This window comes from Venatoribacter cucullus (genome assembly GCF_016132445.1).
GTDB lineage: Bacteria > Pseudomonadota > Gammaproteobacteria > Pseudomonadales > Oceanobacteraceae > Venatoribacter > Venatoribacter cucullus.
Genome location: NZ_CP046056.1, coordinates 325710 through 342122 on the forward strand (window position 1 = coordinate 325710; position 16413 = coordinate 342122).

Genomic DNA, 16413 nt, shown 5'->3' on the forward strand with positions numbered 1-16413 from the left:
CTATTTCCAGAAACCATTCTGTGCCAGAAAGGCCGGGGTTAACCGGGATTCCTGCGCGTTATTCTCAGCCTTACCGCCACTCAGTAATTGTTCAAGGTAGCGGGCAATAATATCCACTTCCAGATGCACCTGCGCACCGGGCTGCAGGTGAATTAAGGTGGTTTGTGCGGCGGTGTGCGGCACGATATTCAGTTCGAATCCTTCAGCACTCAGCGCGTTGGCGGTGAGGCTGACGCCGTCCACGGTAATGGAACCTTTGGCGGCGATGTATTTGCGTAAAGCGGTCGGCGCTTCGATGGTAAAGCGGATGGAACGGGCGTCGGCGCTGCGCTGTTTCACCACCCCCACGCCATCGACATGACCGGTAACAATATGCCCACCCATGCGCGTGGACGGGGTCATGGCTTTTTCCAGATTCACCGCCGTGCCGGCGCCCCAGTGCGCAATGCGCGTGTGCGCCAGCGACTCACGCGATACGTCGGCCACGAAACCGTTACCGGGCAATTCCACCACGGTTAAGCACACGCCGTTGGTGGCGATGCTGTCGCCCAGACGGACATCGCTTAAATCCAGCGCGCCGGTGTGGATGCGCAGGCGCAGGTCGCCTTGCTTATTCTCCACCTGTTGTACGCGCCCGATGGCTTCAATAATTCCGGTAAACATGGGGGTCCTGTTTCTATATGGTTTGGCGTTCAGGGTTGAGGGTTCGGCGTGCTCTGCAGCAAAATCCCAGCTCAACGCTCAACGCTCAACGCTCAACGCTCAACGCTCAACGCCTTAACATCATCCGCAAATCACCGCCGACCATGCGCACATCGTGCCAGTGCCAGCGGATCTGTTCGTTCATCTGTTGCAGCCCCAGCGTCAGCAACGGTCGGGCATCGCTGCCTAACAGCGTTGGTGCGCAATACAGCACCAGTTCATCCACCAGTCCGGCCTTCACAAAGGCGCCGGCCAGATGCGCGCCGGTTTCTACTAATACGTCGTTGCAGCCGCGCCGGCCCAGTTCGGCCAGCAGGGCGGTCAAATTCAGTTTGCCGGCGGGATTCAGCGGGCCTTGCCACACACTGAATTCACCCAGCGCGGCGTCGCGCTGTACGCGGTTACGGCGGGCGTCGCTGACGGCTAATAGCACCGGGCCGGGCAGTGAGAATAGCTTTTCATCACCGCTCAGGCGTTGCTGACCGTCAATAACCACCCGCAGTGGCTGCCGCCACAGGCGTTCCTCCAGTGTAATACCGGTTTCGGCCGGGCGTACGGTCATGGACGGATTATCGGTCTGTACCGAACCGGCGCCGGTAATAATGGCGCAGCTTTGCGCGCGCAGGCGCTGTACATCGGCGCGGGCCTGCGGGCCTGTGATCCACTGGCTTTCGCCGCAGGCCATGGCGGTGCGGCCATCGAGGCTGTGCGCAAGTTTCAGTCGCACCCGGGGCATGCCGGTACGCATCCGTTGCATAAAGCCGCGGTTGAGTTCCTGTGCCTGCGCTTCCAGACAGGGGGTCATCACGTCAATACCGGCATCGCGCAGCAGCTGATAACCCCGGCCGGCCACCAGTGGGTTGAGGTCAGAGCAGGCACCGACCACGCGGGTGACGCCGGCGTTAATCAGGCCTTCGGCGCAGGGCGGCGTGCGGCCATGATGGCTGCAGGGTTCCAGTGTCACGTAGGCAGTAGCCCCACGTGCAAGATCACCGGCCATGCGTAAGGCGTGCACTTCGGCGTGAGGTTCACCGGCTTTCTGATGCCAGCCTTCACCGACGATTTCGCCTTGCTCGCTGACAATAACGCAACCGACGCGGGGATTGGGGCTGGTGGACCAACGCCCCCGCTCGGCCAGCTGCAGGGCGCGGGCCATATAAAATTCGTGGTTCATTCTTTGTTGCCGCCGGGCTGGCGAGAGGACGACAGGCGCTCGATTTCGGCGCGGAATTCATCCAGATCTTTAAAGCTGCGGTACACCGAGGCAAAGCGCACGTAGGCGACTTCATCAAGCTGGCGCAGTTCCGACATTACGCATTCGCCGAGCATACGGCTGGGTACTTCGCGCTCACCGCTGCCGCGCAGGCGTTGCTTAATACGGGTGAGGGCGGCGTCAATGTCTTCGACACTGACCGGACGTTTTTCCAGTGCCCGCAAAATGCCGGCGTGGAGTTTTTCTTCGTTGAAGGGCTCACGCGTGCCGTTCTGCTTGATGATGCGCGGCATCACCAGTTCGGCGGTTTCGAAGGTCGTGAAACGCTCACCACAGCTGATGCATTCGCGTCGGCGGCGGATCTGTTCGCCATCGGCGACCAGGCGCGAGTCGATGACTTTGGTTTCCGGGTGAGTGCAGAACGGACAATGCATGGCTGGTAAAGAGCGACTCTGAGGAGTTAAGAGGCGCGGATTTTAAGCCATTCAGCCGGCCAGCGCCAGCACCATAGCGGTGCCGGCGAGGCTGGTTTCCGCATCAGGCTGCGCGTTGCGGGTTTTTGATCTGGTCGGCCAGCATACCGCCTTTACCCAGCAGTTTTTCACGCCAGTCGTCCAGCAACTGCACGGTATCGTGGTCGTTGGGGTGGAAACCCGGACGGAAGAAATCCAGGTACTGCGGCAACAGTTGCGGGAACAGACCTTTCGGACTCCACAGATACCAGAAGCCTTTCAGGTTGCCTTTGATATCGAACAGCTTACCGTCCGACCACAGCATGCGGGTATGGCCGATGCCGACCACGGCAAAGAAGAACAGGGTCACCACCAGCATGGTCAGTACGCGGGTGAAATAACCGCCACCGACCAGTTTGTACACATCGTAGGCCACGGTTTTGTGCTCATTTTCTTCCAGCGCGTGCCACATCCACAGCTTCAGCGCTTCCGGGTCCTGGATGTTTTGCTGATGTGCCGGATCGCGCAGCAGCTGCTCGGCCAGAATGGCGGTGTAATGTTCCAGCGCCACGGTAATGGCCAGCTGGATTTTTTTCGGCACAAAACGGCGGGTGAAACTCAGTAATTTGCCCAGATCGCGGTCGAGATTATTGGCCGGATAGCCGTGTTTCTCGGCCAGATCGTTAAAGGCCTGGTGCTCTTTGCTGTGCATAGCTTCCTGACCGATAAAGCCCGATACCTGCGCTTTCAGCAGCGGGTCTTCAATGCGCTTGCGATAGTTTTTAACCGAATCGACAAAGAAGGTTTCGCCTTCCGGAAACAGCGTCGACAGCGTGGTCCAGAAGGTGGTCAGGTAGGGGCTGTCTCTGTACCAGTAACGCTTGGTGTCTTCGGCGAACACGAAATCCATGCGGCGCGGCGGAATATTGGCCAGAGCGCCGGCGGTCTGACGAACAGTCGTGGTGGCGTTGGTTGCCTGAGCAGTGGCTTGGGTCATCACAAACTCCCGGAATATTGTTGTTATGGATTGGTACGGCGTACCGCAATGTGGGTATTAAAGCGCTGGCACTGGCCGGCCAGAAGGTAGCAATCGGACAATTTTGCTGGGCCGCCGTTGGGCCGGCGGCGGTTGCCAGGCGGTGTTTTACGGCCGCGGGCCGGCAGAAATGGCGGGAAGGCGCTGGTGGCTGGCCATTCTGGCCGCCAGAGAGGATTTTATGCCGGTGGAGATGGGGGTTCTAAGCGGCCAATACCCCGAATCCAGCGCTGGGCGCTGGTTGTTTTCAGCCTTGCAGGCTGGTCAGCCCCTTGGGCTGATACGGCCTGCGGCCGTTGGTTTAGCCGTCACTGCGTGACGGCTTTTTGCGGGCTGCGCCCGCTTTCACGGGGCTGCGCCCCTGTACCCCGATGTAAGGAGAGGTGTCTCCTTACAATCCTCTCTGGCCCGCGTCCCAGCTGATCCTTGCTGAAAAATTCCGACAACGCCCACGGATCGTAAGGTACCTCCTGTACCACGATCCTTGCCCGGCATCCCGCCGGGCATGGCTACCGGATTTTTTCAGCGGCGGGCTGGCCCGATTGGGCCGGTACAAACCCCTGCGGCTACGCCGGCATGGCTTTATTGGGCGCGCTACGCGCGCAAAACCAAAAGGAAAAGGAAAAGGAAAAGGAAAAATTGTTCCGGCCGCAGGCCGACAAAAGCGATTCAGGTTGCTGAGGTTTTTCCCGGCCCATTCGTTCCAGCCCGATGTTTGGCAAAGCCAATAGCATCGTTTGGATGATTCCAAACGAGCGGGCAGGGGCATGGATGCCCCTTGGCCGCGTATGCTCAATTGGCTTTGGTAAACAAGGAAACGACCAGCGGGAGTAACAGCCGAAGGCTGGCCCGAAGGGCGAGCGAAGCGAGTAACCAGCTGGAACGCGGGCCAGAGGGGTTCGCAAGGGGATACTTCCCCTTGCAATACCAGCGGCCGAAGGCCGCAAAAAGCCGTCACGCAGTGGCAGCTAAATCAGCCCAGCGGGCTGACCAACCGGAAAGGCTGGCCAGGGCCCCGCTGGCCGGAAGCGGTTTACTTGTAAACCGGGAACTTGTCACACAGAGCGATAACCTTGGCTTTCACCTCGGCTTCGACCGCGTCAGACGTACCGTTTTCCAGTGCGTTCAGCACATCACAGATCCAGCCAGCCAGTTGGGTGGCTTCGGCTTCTTGGAAGCCACGGCTGGTGATGGCCGGGGTACCGATACGCACACCCGAGGTGACGAACGGTGAACGCGGGTCGTTCGGAACGGCGTTTTTGTTCACGGTGATGTTGGCGCGGCCCAGAGCTGCGTCAGCGTCTTTACCTGAGTATTCCTTGCCGATCAGGTCGACCAGGAGCAGGTGGTCGTCAGTACCGCCGGATACCACGTTGATGCCACGCTCAATGAAGGTTTTGGCCATGGCCTGAGCGTTCTTAACCACCTGCGCCTGGTAGGCTTTGTATTCTGGAGTCATGGCTTCTTTGAAGCACACGGCTTTGGCCGCGATCACGTGCATCAGCGGGCCGCCCTGTGATTCCGGGAACACGGCGAAGTTGAGCTTTTTGTTCAGCTCTTCGTCTTCTTTGGCCAGAATCAGACCACCACGCGGACCGCGCAGGGTCTTGTGGGTGGTGGTGGTGACGACGTCAGCGTACGGCATCGGGCTTGGGTACACGCCAGCGGCGATCAGACCGGCTACGTGCGCCATGTCGACGAACAGGTAAGCGCCCACTTTGTCGGCGATTTCGCGGAACTTGGCCCAGTCGACCACGCGCGAGTAAGCGGAGAAACCGGCCACAATCATTTTTGGCTTGTGTTCAACGGCCAGACGTTCCACTTCGGCGTAGTCGATTTCGCCGGTGGCCGGATTCAGACCGTACTGCACGGCTTTGTAGATACGGCCAGAGAAAGATACCGCAGCACCGTGGGTCAGGTGACCACCGTGGGCCAGGCTCATGCCCAGAATGGTGTCGCCCGGCTGGCACAGAGCGAAGTAAACCGCGGCGTTAGCCTGGGAACCGGAGTGCGGCTGGACGTTGGCGTAACCGGCACCGAACAGTTCTTTGGCGCGGTCGATGGCCAGTTGTTCGATCACATCCACGTGCTCGCAACCACCGTAGTAACGCTTGCCCGGGTAACCTTCGGCGTACTTGTTGGTCAGCTGCGAACCCTGTGCCTGCATGACGCGCGGGCTGGTGTAGTTTTCAGAAGCGATCAGCTCAATATGATGCTCCTGACGGGCATCTTCAGCTTGCATCGCGGCCCAGAGTTCCGGGTCAAAATCCGCTATGTTCATGTCACGGCTAAACATCAGGGTTTCCTCACACAAGGGTGGTCGAAAGGGTTGAAATCGGGAAGGCCGGCATTCTAACCCAAACTCGGCGTTGTGGCACTTGAGTTCCTGTCATGTTGTGGCTGAATTCTGTTCAGGCTGAGCCGGGCGTCTGGCCTTCCAGCAGCAGTTGCCGGCAGGCATCCTGGGGCAGCGGTTTGCTGAACAGGAAGCCCTGCACTTCTTCACAGCGGGCAAAAATCAGGAATTGCAGCTGTTCCGGCGTTTCCACCCCTTCGGCAATCACGCCCATACCGAGGTTGTGCGCCATGGCAATAATGGTGCGGGTAATCTGGGCGTCGTCGGCGTTACCGGGCAGGTTCTGAATAAAGCTGCGGTCAATTTTCAGGGTGTCTACCGGGAACTGCTTCAGATAGTTGAGCGACGAGTAGCCGGTACCGAAATCGTCAATGGACGTACGCACGCCGAGGCTGCGCAGGCCGCTGAGCACGTCCAGGGTGTGTTCAATATCGTCAATCAGAATGCTTTCGGTCAGCTCCAGCTCCAGCTGGTCGGCACGGATACCGGCCCGCTCAATGGCGTTGCGCACCACGTTGAGGAAATCTTCCTGACGGAATTGCCGCGCCGAGACGTTAACAGCAATACGCTGCAGCTGAATCCCCTGTTGCTGCCAGCGCGCCAGCTGGCGGCAGGCCTGTTCCAGAACCCATTGGCCAATCGGCATAATCATGCCGGTATCTTCAATAATGGGAATAAACAGCCCCGGCGGAATGGTGCCTTTCTGGGGGTGGTGCCAGCGCAGCAAGGCTTCAGCGGCAATGGCACGACCGCTGGCGGCCTGATACTGCGGCTGGTAATAGAGTTCCAGTTCGCCGCGGTCGAGGGCATGGCGCAGGTCGTTTTCCAGTTCCAGCCGCTGTACGGCTTTACGGTTCATGGCTTCGTTGTAGAACTGCACGTTGTCGCGGCCGAGGTCTTTGGCGTGGTACATGGCCATGTCGGCGTTTTTCAGCAGTTCAATCACACTGTCGCCATCGTTGGGATAGACCGCAATACCAATACTGGCGCTGATAAAGACTTCACGCTGATCAAGGAAGTAGGGTTGGTTTAAGGCATACAGAATCCGTTCGGCCACTTTCACCGCCGTGTCGGCGGCGCTTTCCGGACTCTGCTGACCACCGATGGCGATGGTGAATTCATCGCCGCCCATACGGCACACCAGGTCGTGTTTTTTCACGCAGCTTTGCAGGCGCAGGGCGACGTCTTTCAGTACCTGATCACCGGCCGGATGACCCATGGAGTCGTTAATCGGCTTGAAGCGGTCAAGGTCAATAAACAGCAGCGCCAGCGCCTGGTCATGGCTGCGCACATCGTCCAGCATGCTGTTTAAGCGTTCATTCAGCTGGCTGCGGTTGGGCAGACCGGTGAGCGGATCGTAATAGGCCAGTTTGTGAATGCGCTCTTCAATGACTTTGCGTTCGGTAATGTCGGACACAATGATGATCAGGCTCTGCACATTATGATGCTTGTCGCGTACCGCACTGATACCGGCCCAGCCGGTGCGGATGTCGTGATTGGCGCGGCGGTAAGACACCTCCCCTTGCCAGTAACCGTCGACCACCAGGGATTCGCCGATCATGGTGAAAAAGTGTGCTTCGTGCTGTTCGGTAGCAATCAGGAAATCCGGGGTTTTACCCAGCACATCCTCATTGCGGTAGCCCGTAATGCCGGCAAAGGCCTGGTTGGTTTTCACGATCCGCAGCTGCGGGTCGGTAATGAGGATGGCTTCGTTACTGTTATCAAACACTTCGGCCGCCAGTTGCAGCTCGCTCTCCAGTTGCCGGGCTTCGCCAACATCACGGCAGATGCCGATAATGCCCTGCAGTTCGCCGTTATCGTTCCATAACGGGCTGGCCTGCAGCTCCAGTAACACTTCGGCGCCTTGTTTATTGGTGGCCAGTACGTCTTTGCGCACAATCAGCTGGCGCTGCCGGGCCTGTTCCGGCTGTTCCATGGCTTTGGCCAGCTCGACGCGGATTTTACGCGTAATGGAACGGACGTCGGCGTGTTTGAAAATGGCTTTAACCCCGACCCGCAGCAGCTCGTCGGGCTTGTAACCGAGAATGGTTTCTACCGACGAGCTGACAAAGTTGAAGTTCAGATGCACATCGGTGGCCCAGATCACGTCACTGATGTTCTCCGCCAGCAGGCGGTAGCGGCGTTCGGATTCCAGAATCAGTTCCTGCTGTTCAAAATCTTCCGTGACGTCACGGGCGGTGCCGATGTAGCGGTCAACGTTGCCGTTGGCATCCAGCCGAAACGGCGTATCGCGGAATTTTATGATGCGGATGCTGCCATTGGCATGACGGAAGCGGGCCACGGCTTCCCGCGTCTGGCCCATTTTCAGGCGGCGGTTTTCGGCCATGGCGGCAGTGAAACGCTCAGTGTCTTCTGAGGCGGCGTACTGAATCCAGTTATTGCCATTGCTGCTGGTCTCGTCGTAACCCAGCAGGGCGGCCAGGGTGCGGTTACGGTACACAATGCGGTTGTGCAGGTTGTCGTCCAGCTCAATGACGTACACCACATCGGGCATGGCTTCCATTACCCGCGCCCAGAAGGCTTCCTGTTCGCGGATTTTTTCAACACTGCGTTTTTGTTCGGTTACGTCGATGATGCTGGCCAGTGCCTGGCCATCGGTACCGGAGCGCAGGCTGAGATTGATCCAGAAATTGCGGGTTTCACCGCTGAAGGTTTTCAGTTCCAGTTCCAGCTCGGTGGTCTGCAGCTGCAGTTCCAGAGCGCGTTTCAGGGTCTGACGGATTTCTTCGTATTGCGGTAACGTCAGATTGGCGTATTCATCCAGCAGCTGGGCGGGATCGCTGGCCTGCATCATGCGCACCGCGGCCTGGTTAAAACTGAGCGGGCGGATATCCCCTTCATTGTTAATAAAGTCGCGGATGTCGAGCAGGCAGTGGCCGACACTGGCTTCATCGAACAGGGCTTTGTAGCGCTGCTGACTCTCTTCGATGGCCTGGCGGGCATAAACCGCCTCGGTAATATCACGCAGCAACCAGACCACACCGGTGCGGCGGCTGCCTTCGTGCAGGGGGTTGCAGATTTGCTCCAGAATGCGCTCCTGCGCTCCGTGGTGCAGGCGCAGTTGTCGCTGGCTGGCGTCAAGCTGTTCGGCGGCCTCGCCACACAGCCCCCGGTTCCACAGCGCGGCCGGGTCTGGCCAGATTTCGCTCAGGCGGTGTCCCAGGCTCTGTTCACAACCCAGTGCCCGCAGCAATGCTTCGGCTCTGGGGTTGATGTAATCAATAACACCGCTGGCATCGGTGGATATGTAGGCGTCATTAATAGCGTTCAAAGCCCGCTCGGCCCGGCGCTGGGTATTCCGGCGTTCGGCATCCAGCTGTTGGGCCCGCCGTTCCTGGCGCTGCAGCACCCACCATAAAACCCCGGTCAGAACGCTGAACAGCAGCAGAATCAGCAGCGGTGGCAGCAGCCGGTCACGGGCCATTTGCTGCAGGGTGCTTTTTACCGGCAGCGCGGCCACATCCCAGTGCATCAGCGGAATGGATAAGCGATACAGAATACGATCCTGGTCGGCCGGCTGCAGATGGGGCGGATTACGGGTGTCGGCGTAATAGTTGTGGCGCACAATAATGGCGTCGTTGCGGGTGTCGATCAGCAGCATCTCAAAGCCGCCGAAATCCCCGTCGTGAATGATGCCGGCCTGGTTACTGTAGGTGCGCCGATTAATAAAATAGTGGGGCTGACCGTCGTTATCTTCAAAACGGTTATAAAAGTAGAAGCCGGCCTGCTGGCCATAGCGCAGCATAAAGGCGCCTTGCTGGTCGCTCAGGCTGAGGACTTCAGCCCGGATATCCTGCAGTTCATCGGCGTGCAGGGCCGGGCCATGAGCCACCATTACTGTCATATCGGCGGCGTTAAGCACCCAGAAACCAGTCAGGTTATAAATGGCCTGCTGCATTTCTGCCCACAGGGCGTCGGTGGCGCCGGCTTCATTGGTGATGGCCCGGCTGAATTCATCGCGGTAGCCACGGCTGAACATCATATTGGTGTGGTGGCCTGCCTGCGCCAGCTGGCCGGCCTGGCGTACGTAATTATCCAGTGTCAGTTTTACTTCCTGCGTAAAGCGCTGTTGCTCCTGCTGCCACTGGCTGTAGGTGCTGTACAGCAGAATGGCCGCCAGAAATACAAAGCTGAGCAGCAGCAACGGCAGGTTCAGGCGTGAAGACGACAACGAGGCGCGGGCCTCTTCGGCACGCTGGAAAGGCAATGACATGGCAATCCGTATGTGTTTGTTATTAGCGGAATCCGCCACAGTATAGCCATTGTGATGGCCTTGTGACGAGTTGCGCCAAAATACGGCGCATGCCGCCGGACCGGGTGCGGTTGCTATCCCGGTCTGTTTTGAGTAGCTTTGCCGGCAATTGCAACGAGGACCTTTTTACATGGCTCAATATGTATTCACTATGAACCGTCTGGGCAAAATTGTACCGCCCAAACGCCAGATTCTGCGCGACATTTCGTTATCCTTTTTTCCTGGCGCCAAGATCGGCGTACTGGGCCTGAACGGCTCCGGTAAGTCCACCCTGCTGAAGATTATGGCTGGCCTGGATACCGATATTATTGGTGAAGCCCGCCCGCAGCCGGATCTGAAGATCGGCTACCTGCCGCAGGAACCGGAGCTGGACCCGAATAAAGATGTGAAAGGCAACGTCGAAGATGGCCTGCGCGAGCTGATGGACGCCCGCGCCGCACTGGATGCGGTGTACGCCGCCTACGCCGAGCCGGATGCCGATTTCGATGCGCTGGCAAAAAAACAGGGCCAGCTGGAAGCCTTTATCGAAGCCACTGGTGGCCACGATGTGGAACGTCAGATGGAAGTGGCCGCCGATGCTCTGCGTCTGCCGCCCTGGGATGCCGACGTCACCAAACTGTCCGGTGGTGAGCGCCGCCGGGTGGCGCTGTGCCGTCTGCTGATGTCCAAGCCGGACATGCTGCTGCTCGATGAACCGACCAACCACCTGGATGCCGAATCCGTGGGCTGGCTGGAGCAGTTCCTGGAAGAGTACCCGGGCACCGTGGTGGCCATTACCCACGACCGTTACTTCCTGGATAACTGTGCCGAGTGGATTCTGGAACTCGACCGTGGCCACGGTATTCCGTATCAGGGCAACTACACCACCTGGCTGGAAACCAAAGAACAGCGTTTAGAGCAGGAAAAGAAACAGGAAGAAGCGCACGCCAAAGCCATCAAGCACGAGCTGGAATGGGTGCGTAAAGGTGCCAAGGGTCGTCAGGCCAAGTCCAAGGCGCGTCTGGCCGCCTTCGAGGAAATGAACTCCCGCGAGTTCCAGGCCCGAAACGAAACCAACGAAATCTACATTCCGCCAGGCCCGCGTCTGGGCGACAAGGTGATCGAGTTCCATAACGTCACCAAAGCCTACGGCGACCGCGTGCTGATCGACGACCTGAGCTTCACCGTACCGCCGGGCGCCATCGTCGGCATCATCGGTGGTAACGGTGCCGGTAAATCGACCCTGTTCCGCATGATTGCCGGTACCGAGCAACCGGATTCCGGTTCTGTGGTGATCGGTGAAACCGTGAAACTGGCCTTTGTGGAACAGCTGCGCGATGAGCTGGACGACAAGAAAACCGTGTGGGAATCCATTTCCGACGGCATGGACATGATCAACATCAACGGCAAAGACTACCCCAGCCGCTCCTACATCGGTCGCTTTAACTTCAAAGGCGGCGATCAGCAGAAGCGCGTGGGCGAGCTGTCCGGTGGTGAGCGTGGCCGTCTGCAACTGGCTTATACCCTGAAGCAGGGCGCTAACGTGCTGCTGCTGGACGAACCGTCCAACGACCTCGACGTAGAAACCCTGCGGGCGCTGGAAGAAGCCATCGACGCCTTCCCGGGCACCGTGATGGTGGTGTCGCACGACCGCTGGTTCCTCGACCGTATTGCCACCCACATTCTGGCCTACGAAGGCGACTCGAAAGTGACTTTCTTTGAAGGTAACTACACCGAGTACGAAGCCGACCGTAAGAAGCGTCTGGGTGCTGATGCCGCGCCGAAGCGCATGAAGTACAAGCGGTTGGCGTAAAGTCGTTGAGCGTTGGGCGTTGGGCGTTGGGCGTTGGGCGTTGGGCGTGGCTGCCGAGCACGCTGAACCCTCAACGCCGAACCCTGAACGACTCTCCGCGCCCTTGCACTTCTGCAATTTCCGTCTAAACCTGTAAAGACTCAAAATACAGGAAGGAATCATGGAACAGCGCCAATTCCAGCGCGTGCATTTTCTGCAGCGCGTGCTGGTTGAGACCGAAGGTCAGCAGTACGAAACCCATTGTCTGGATATCAGCCTGCGCGGCATTTTGCTGGTGCGGCCGGAAGATGTGAACTGGCGGCTGGAGCAACAGCTGTCGGTGACGCTGGTGCTGACGCCGCAGGAGCTGATCGAAATGCACTGCTCGCTGGTGCATATTGATGAAGACTTGGTCGGTTGTGCCTGTGATTCCATGGACATTGACAGCATGACGTCGCTGCGCCGGCTGCTGGAGCTGAATATGACCGATCCGCTGCAGCTGAACCGCGAGCTTGGTGAACTGCTGCGCATTCCTCACTGACCATCCCCGGCACTTTGCGTTACAGTAACGGCCTGTTTTCTTCAGGCCGTTTTCTTATGTTTATCCCCATTCTTGATGGTCAGCCTTTTCCCCATAGCGTCGGCAAAATGGTCTGTGTTGGCCGCAACTACGCCGAGCACGCCAAAGAACTGAATAATCCGGTGCCGTCTGCCCCTATTCTGTTTATCAAACCGGCCGATGCCGCGGTTCCGGTTGAGCCGGCCTTTGCCATTCCCACCGACCGTGGCGCCGTGCATCACGAACTGGAAATTGCTGTACTCATTGGTCAGCGCCTGCAGAACGCCGATGAGAGTGCCGTTGTCGCCGCCATTGCCGGGGTTGGCCTGGGGCTGGATCTGACATTGCGTGATGTACAGGACGGGTTGAAAAGCAAAGGCCACCCCTGGGAAATTGCCAAAGCTTTCGATGGCGCCTGCCCGTTGACCGGCTTTGTGAATGCCACCAGGGTGCAGAACTGGCAGGATCTGAACCTGACCCTGACGCGCAACGCTGTGTTGCAGCAGCAGGGGAGCAGCAACGCCATGCTGTTCCCTATACTGCCGCTGATTGCTTATATCAGCCGGATTTTTACCCTGAATCCCGGTGATGTGATTATGACCGGCACCCCGGCCGGCGTTGGCCCGTTAGCCGCCGGTGACGAACTGCAACTGAACCTGCAGGACTGGCTGTCAGTCTGCACCCGCGTTACGGCTGCGCCGCACTGAGAAAGGTTGATCCTGACGATTTCATGCGGTTCAGCATCAGGCTGAAAACGGCAATCAGAATAAACAAGGGCAGGACAATCAAAGAGGTCAGGCGAAAACGGATGCTGAATTGACGAAGTATGGTCTGATCCCGAATTAAGAAATAAAAAAGATAAGGTCGGATGATTATACCGGCCTCCAGGGGAGGAGTATTAGCTGGCTATGAGTATTTCGCCGGAAATAACAGTAACCTTTCCTTCGGCATAAAAGGCCAGCATGACGCTGGCCTGATCGGGCAATAAAAACGATTTAGTTCATTCAGAACGGAATGTCATCGTCAAAATCGTCAAAGTTATTGCCTTGCTGCGGCGCGGCTTGCGGCATGCCCTGCGGCTGCTGATAACCACCCTGGTAGGGCTGTTGTTGCGGCGGCTGCTGATAACCACCCGGAGCAGCCTGAGGTGCCGCCTGCTGCGGAGCTGGTTTTGGGGCCATTTGCGGCGCAGCCTGCGGTGCCTGCTGGTAACCCTGCGGCGGCATGCCGCCCATTGGTGCCGCCGCCATTGGCGCGGCCTGCATCGGGGCTGACTGCATTGGGGCAGTATTCTGATTGTTCATCATGGCGGCCGGGGCGCTGTAAGACCCCATGTTGTCGCTGGCACGATCCAGCATCATCATGTCGTTGGCGATGATTTCAGTGGTGTAGCGCTTAACACCGTCTTTTTCCCATTCGCGGGTGCGCAGGCGGCCTTCAAAGTAGGCGCGCGAGCCCTTTTTCAGATACTGCTGGCAAATTTCTGCCAGCTTGCCGTACACAGTAATGCGGTGCCATTCGGTCTGTTCAACCTTCTGGCCGGTGGTTTTGTCGTTATAGCTTTCGTCGGTGGCCAGGTTGACGTTGGCCACGGCGTTGCCGTTGGGCATATAACGAACTTCCGGGTCACGTCCCAGAGTACCAATGAGTGTCACTTTGTTAACGCTGCGACCCATGCTTTTCTCCTGTTGTTTCGATAATGGCCAACGCCGCTTCATAATCGAAGGCATCGGCACTCACTTTCAGATAAATGGCGCCTTCACTGGCAAGCACACTGACTTCAGCAACCCCCGGCAACGCCTGCAGGCGCTGGAGTTGCTCCCCACTGCAGCCGTGGCTGACAAGGCGGATGCTGGTCAGATAGGGAGGTGCCGGGCAGCGGGATAAATACAGCGCCCAAAGTACCATTAAAGCCCCTAACCCGACAAATACTGCGCTGCTGCCATAATGGCTGAGCAGCCAGCCGCCCAGCGCCCCGCCAACAAAGGCGCCAAAAAACTGCAGACTGGAGTAAATGCCCATCGCGCTGCCTTTGGCGCCGGCCGGGGCGACCTTACTGAGCCAGGAGGGCAGGCTGGCTTCCATCAGATTAAAGCCCCAGAAATACAGCAGTAACACCAGTGCCCAATGCCATAACGAGGTGGCCAGCGCCATCAGTAACAGACTGGCAGCAATCATCAGGGCACCAGTGAGAACCACACTTTTCATGCGGCGCTTTTTCTCGGCCACGATAATAAAGGGCACCATCAGTACAAAGGCCAGCAGTAACACCGGCAGGTACAGCCAGCCGTGCTGCGCTGTACTCAGTCCCAGCTGTAATAAATGGGCAGGAATGGCGACAAACACGGCCACCATTAAGGCATGCAACAGAAAAATACCGCTGTTCAGTGGCCATAGCTGGCGGTTACGGGCCTGCACCAGCACATCACTCCAGACCGCCGTAGAATCGCGGTGGGTAAGGCGTGGCGGGTTGGGAATCAGGGTCAGGGTAACCACGATGCCGCCCAGCGCCAGTACGCCGGTGACGCCAAAAATCAGCGGTAAACCACCCAGCCCGGCCAGCCATGGCCCCAGTACCAGAGCGACGGAAAACGCCATGCCGATGCTGGCGCCGATAAAGGCCATGGCTTTCATGCGGTGCTGTTCGCGGGTGAGATCAGTGACCAGCGCCATAATGGCACTGGCAATGGCCCCCGCACCCTGCAACGCGCGGCCGGCAATCAGCATCCAGATACTGTCGGCCATTGCCGCGATCAGGCTGCCGAGGGCAAAGATCAGCAAGCCGCCGATAATCACCGGTTTACGGCCGATACGGTCAGACAGGGTGCCGGCCGGAATCTGCAGCAGGGCCTGGGTTAAACCATACACCCCCATGGCTAAACCGAGCAGGCTGGCGGTGGCGCCGTTCAGGTGCTGGCCTTCGGTAACCAGCACCGGCAGCACCATAAACAGACCGAGCATGCGCAGAGCGTATAAGGACGCCAGTGACGATACGGCACGACGTTCGGCCGGGCTGCGCTCATCCGCTGCTGGTAACGATTGGGAATACGGGTCAGACATAAGCGGTTATTGATCAGATTGTCGGAATAAAGGGCGGCAAGTCTAACAGTTTTCGGTTGCGCCTATCAGCCCCGTTGGCTGACAGGAATGGCAGGCAGGAATCTTGCCGCTGGTGGGACAAATTGTGCCGGTTAGCGGGAATGACGGCTGTGCAGGGGTGATATTTCTGGTTGTTTTTTCTACACTGCCAGCCTTGATCGCGGAAGATCACTCATGGAATCAAAATTATAACGGAGATATAAATTATGGATAAAAAGATCAATTCTCCCCGCCAGCATGTGCTGCTGTTTGGTCAGCAGAATCTGCAGAATTCCATTCTCATCGGCTACATCCATCAGCGTGCGCAGGTTGACTGTCAGCTGATCACCCAGGCCGCCTGGCAACCGGAGTGGACGCGCCAGGGTAATAAAATACTGGTGCTGATTGATGCCGAAATGGCCCGCCCGGAACGCTTACAGGATCTGCTGGAGCAAATTTATGAGCAGCCGCTGGATTTACGGGTGGCCTTTTTTAATGTGCCGGAGTCACACCCGGTTGAGCGGATGCTGGTCTGGCCGATGGTGACCGGATTGTTTTACCGCGACAGCACCCAGCAGCAATTATGCAAAGGTATTCTGGCCCTGTTCGATGGTGAATACTGGCTGCCGCGTCAGCTGGTGGCCGATTACCTGCAGCGTACCCGGCAGAAACCGCGCCGTATGGGGATCTCTGACACAGTCCTGACCCGCCGCGAAAAACAGATTCTGCGCTTAACCGCTACCGGTGCCACTAACAGCGAAATTGCCGATCAGCTGAATGTCAGCATGCATACGGTAAAAACCCATATTTATAACCTGTTCAAAAAGATTGGCGTGGCCAATCGCATCCAGGCCGTGAACTGGGCCAAGGAGTACATGGAAGAACTGTTGCACGAAGCGGTGGAATAACTTCCCTGTGGCTGCTGAACCCAACCCCTGCTTGCTCTACAATGGCTGCTTTACTCCTGTGATGA

Annotated in this window: 12 protein-coding genes; 4 read left to right on the plus strand and 8 right to left on the minus strand. The window is 58.0% G+C overall.

The features are described from left to right. The 6 genes from GJQ55_RS01670 to GJQ55_RS01695 form a co-directional block, all read right to left on the minus strand. Window positions 1-663, minus strand: coding sequence for a riboflavin synthase (locus GJQ55_RS01670; protein ID WP_228345780.1), 663 nt, complete (start codon window positions 661-663; stop codon window positions 1-3). 106 nt (window positions 664-769) lie between these two features. Next, window positions 770-1876, minus strand: coding sequence for a bifunctional diaminohydroxyphosphoribosylaminopyrimidine deaminase/5-amino-6-(5-phosphoribosylamino)uracil reductase RibD (gene ribD / locus GJQ55_RS01675; protein WP_228345781.1), 1107 nt, complete (start codon window positions 1874-1876; stop codon window positions 770-772). Then, window positions 1873-2349 (minus strand): transcriptional regulator NrdR, encoded by a 477-nt coding sequence (gene nrdR / locus GJQ55_RS01680; protein ID WP_228345783.1) that lies wholly within the window; start codon window positions 2347-2349, stop codon window positions 1873-1875. Before nrdR ends, ribD begins: the two co-directional genes overlap by 4 nt. A gap of 103 nt (window positions 2350-2452) precedes the next feature. Beyond that, complete coding sequence (locus GJQ55_RS01685) at window positions 2453-3364, minus strand: metal-dependent hydrolase (RefSeq protein ID WP_228345784.1); 912 nt, start codon at window positions 3362-3364, stop codon at window positions 2453-2455. Window positions 3365-4436: 1072 nt separating this feature from the next. Beyond that, the gene (gene glyA / locus GJQ55_RS01690) at window positions 4437-5699 is read right to left on the minus strand and encodes a serine hydroxymethyltransferase (protein WP_228345785.1); all 1263 of its coding nucleotides are present in this window, start codon (window positions 5697-5699) and stop codon (window positions 4437-4439) included. A gap of 115 nt (window positions 5700-5814) precedes the next feature. Then, window positions 5815-9993, minus strand: a complete 4179-nt coding sequence (locus GJQ55_RS01695) for a sensor domain-containing protein (protein WP_228345786.1) — start codon at window positions 9991-9993, stop codon at window positions 5815-5817. A gap of 169 nt (window positions 9994-10162) precedes the next feature. Between GJQ55_RS01695 and ettA the strand changes: the two genes are divergently transcribed. From ettA to GJQ55_RS01710, 3 genes are all read left to right on the plus strand, one after another. Beyond that, window positions 10163-11824: an energy-dependent translational throttle protein EttA gene (gene ettA / locus GJQ55_RS01700; RefSeq protein WP_228345787.1), complete on the plus strand. Its 1662-nt coding sequence runs from the start codon at window positions 10163-10165 to the stop codon at window positions 11822-11824. Between the two features lie 160 nt (window positions 11825-11984). Further along, complete coding sequence (locus GJQ55_RS01705) at window positions 11985-12344, plus strand: PilZ domain-containing protein (protein WP_228345788.1); 360 nt, start codon at window positions 11985-11987, stop codon at window positions 12342-12344. Window positions 12345-12400: 56 nt separating this feature from the next. Further along, window positions 12401-13069 (plus strand): fumarylacetoacetate hydrolase family protein, encoded by a 669-nt coding sequence (locus tag GJQ55_RS01710; RefSeq protein WP_228345789.1) that lies wholly within the window; start codon window positions 12401-12403, stop codon window positions 13067-13069. Between the two features lie 297 nt (window positions 13070-13366). Here GJQ55_RS01710 and ssb read toward each other — a convergent pair whose 3' ends face one another. Then, window positions 13367-14038 (minus strand): single-stranded DNA-binding protein, encoded by a 672-nt coding sequence (ssb, locus tag GJQ55_RS01715; protein WP_228345790.1) that lies wholly within the window; start codon window positions 14036-14038, stop codon window positions 13367-13369. Then, a complete protein-coding gene (locus GJQ55_RS01720) occupies window positions 14022-15422 on the minus strand; it encodes an MFS transporter (RefSeq protein WP_228345791.1) in 1401 nt (466 codons plus the stop codon). Before GJQ55_RS01720 ends, ssb begins: the two co-directional genes overlap by 17 nt. Window positions 15423-15667: 245 nt before the next feature. Between GJQ55_RS01720 and GJQ55_RS13390 the strand changes: the two genes are divergently transcribed. Further along, window positions 15668-16348: a LuxR C-terminal-related transcriptional regulator gene (locus tag GJQ55_RS13390; RefSeq protein WP_275944425.1), complete on the plus strand. Its 681-nt coding sequence runs from the start codon at window positions 15668-15670 to the stop codon at window positions 16346-16348. Window positions 16349-16413 lie beyond the last annotated feature (65 nt).

Coding starts and splice junctions, on each gene's coding strand:
- GJQ55_RS13390 (WP_275944425.1), top strand. CDS start 15,668: ATGGATAAAAAGATCAATTCTCCCCGCCAGCATGTGCTGCTGTTTGGT.
- GJQ55_RS01710 (WP_228345789.1), top strand. CDS start 12,401: ATGTTTATCCCCATTCTTGATGGTCAGCCTTTTCCCCATAGCGTCGGC.
- GJQ55_RS01720 (WP_228345791.1), bottom strand. CDS start 15,422: ATGTCTGACCCGTATTCCCAATCGTTACCAGCAGCGGATGAGCGCAGC.
- ssb (WP_228345790.1), bottom strand. CDS start 14,038: ATGGGTCGCAGCGTTAACAAAGTGACACTCATTGGTACTCTGGGACGT.
- glyA (WP_228345785.1), bottom strand. CDS start 5,699: ATGTTTAGCCGTGACATGAACATAGCGGATTTTGACCCGGAACTCTGG.
- GJQ55_RS01705 (WP_228345788.1), top strand. CDS start 11,985: ATGGAACAGCGCCAATTCCAGCGCGTGCATTTTCTGCAGCGCGTGCTG.
- GJQ55_RS01670 (WP_228345780.1), bottom strand. CDS start 663: ATGTTTACCGGAATTATTGAAGCCATCGGGCGCGTACAACAGGTGGAG.
- ribD (WP_228345781.1), bottom strand. CDS start 1,876: ATGAACCACGAATTTTATATGGCCCGCGCCCTGCAGCTGGCCGAGCGG.
- GJQ55_RS01695 (WP_228345786.1), bottom strand. CDS start 9,993: ATGTCATTGCCTTTCCAGCGTGCCGAAGAGGCCCGCGCCTCGTTGTCG.
- nrdR (WP_228345783.1), bottom strand. CDS start 2,349: ATGCATTGTCCGTTCTGCACTCACCCGGAAACCAAAGTCATCGACTCG.
- GJQ55_RS01685 (WP_228345784.1), bottom strand. CDS start 3,364: ATGACCCAAGCCACTGCTCAGGCAACCAACGCCACCACGACTGTTCGT.
- ettA (WP_228345787.1), top strand. CDS start 10,163: ATGGCTCAATATGTATTCACTATGAACCGTCTGGGCAAAATTGTACCG.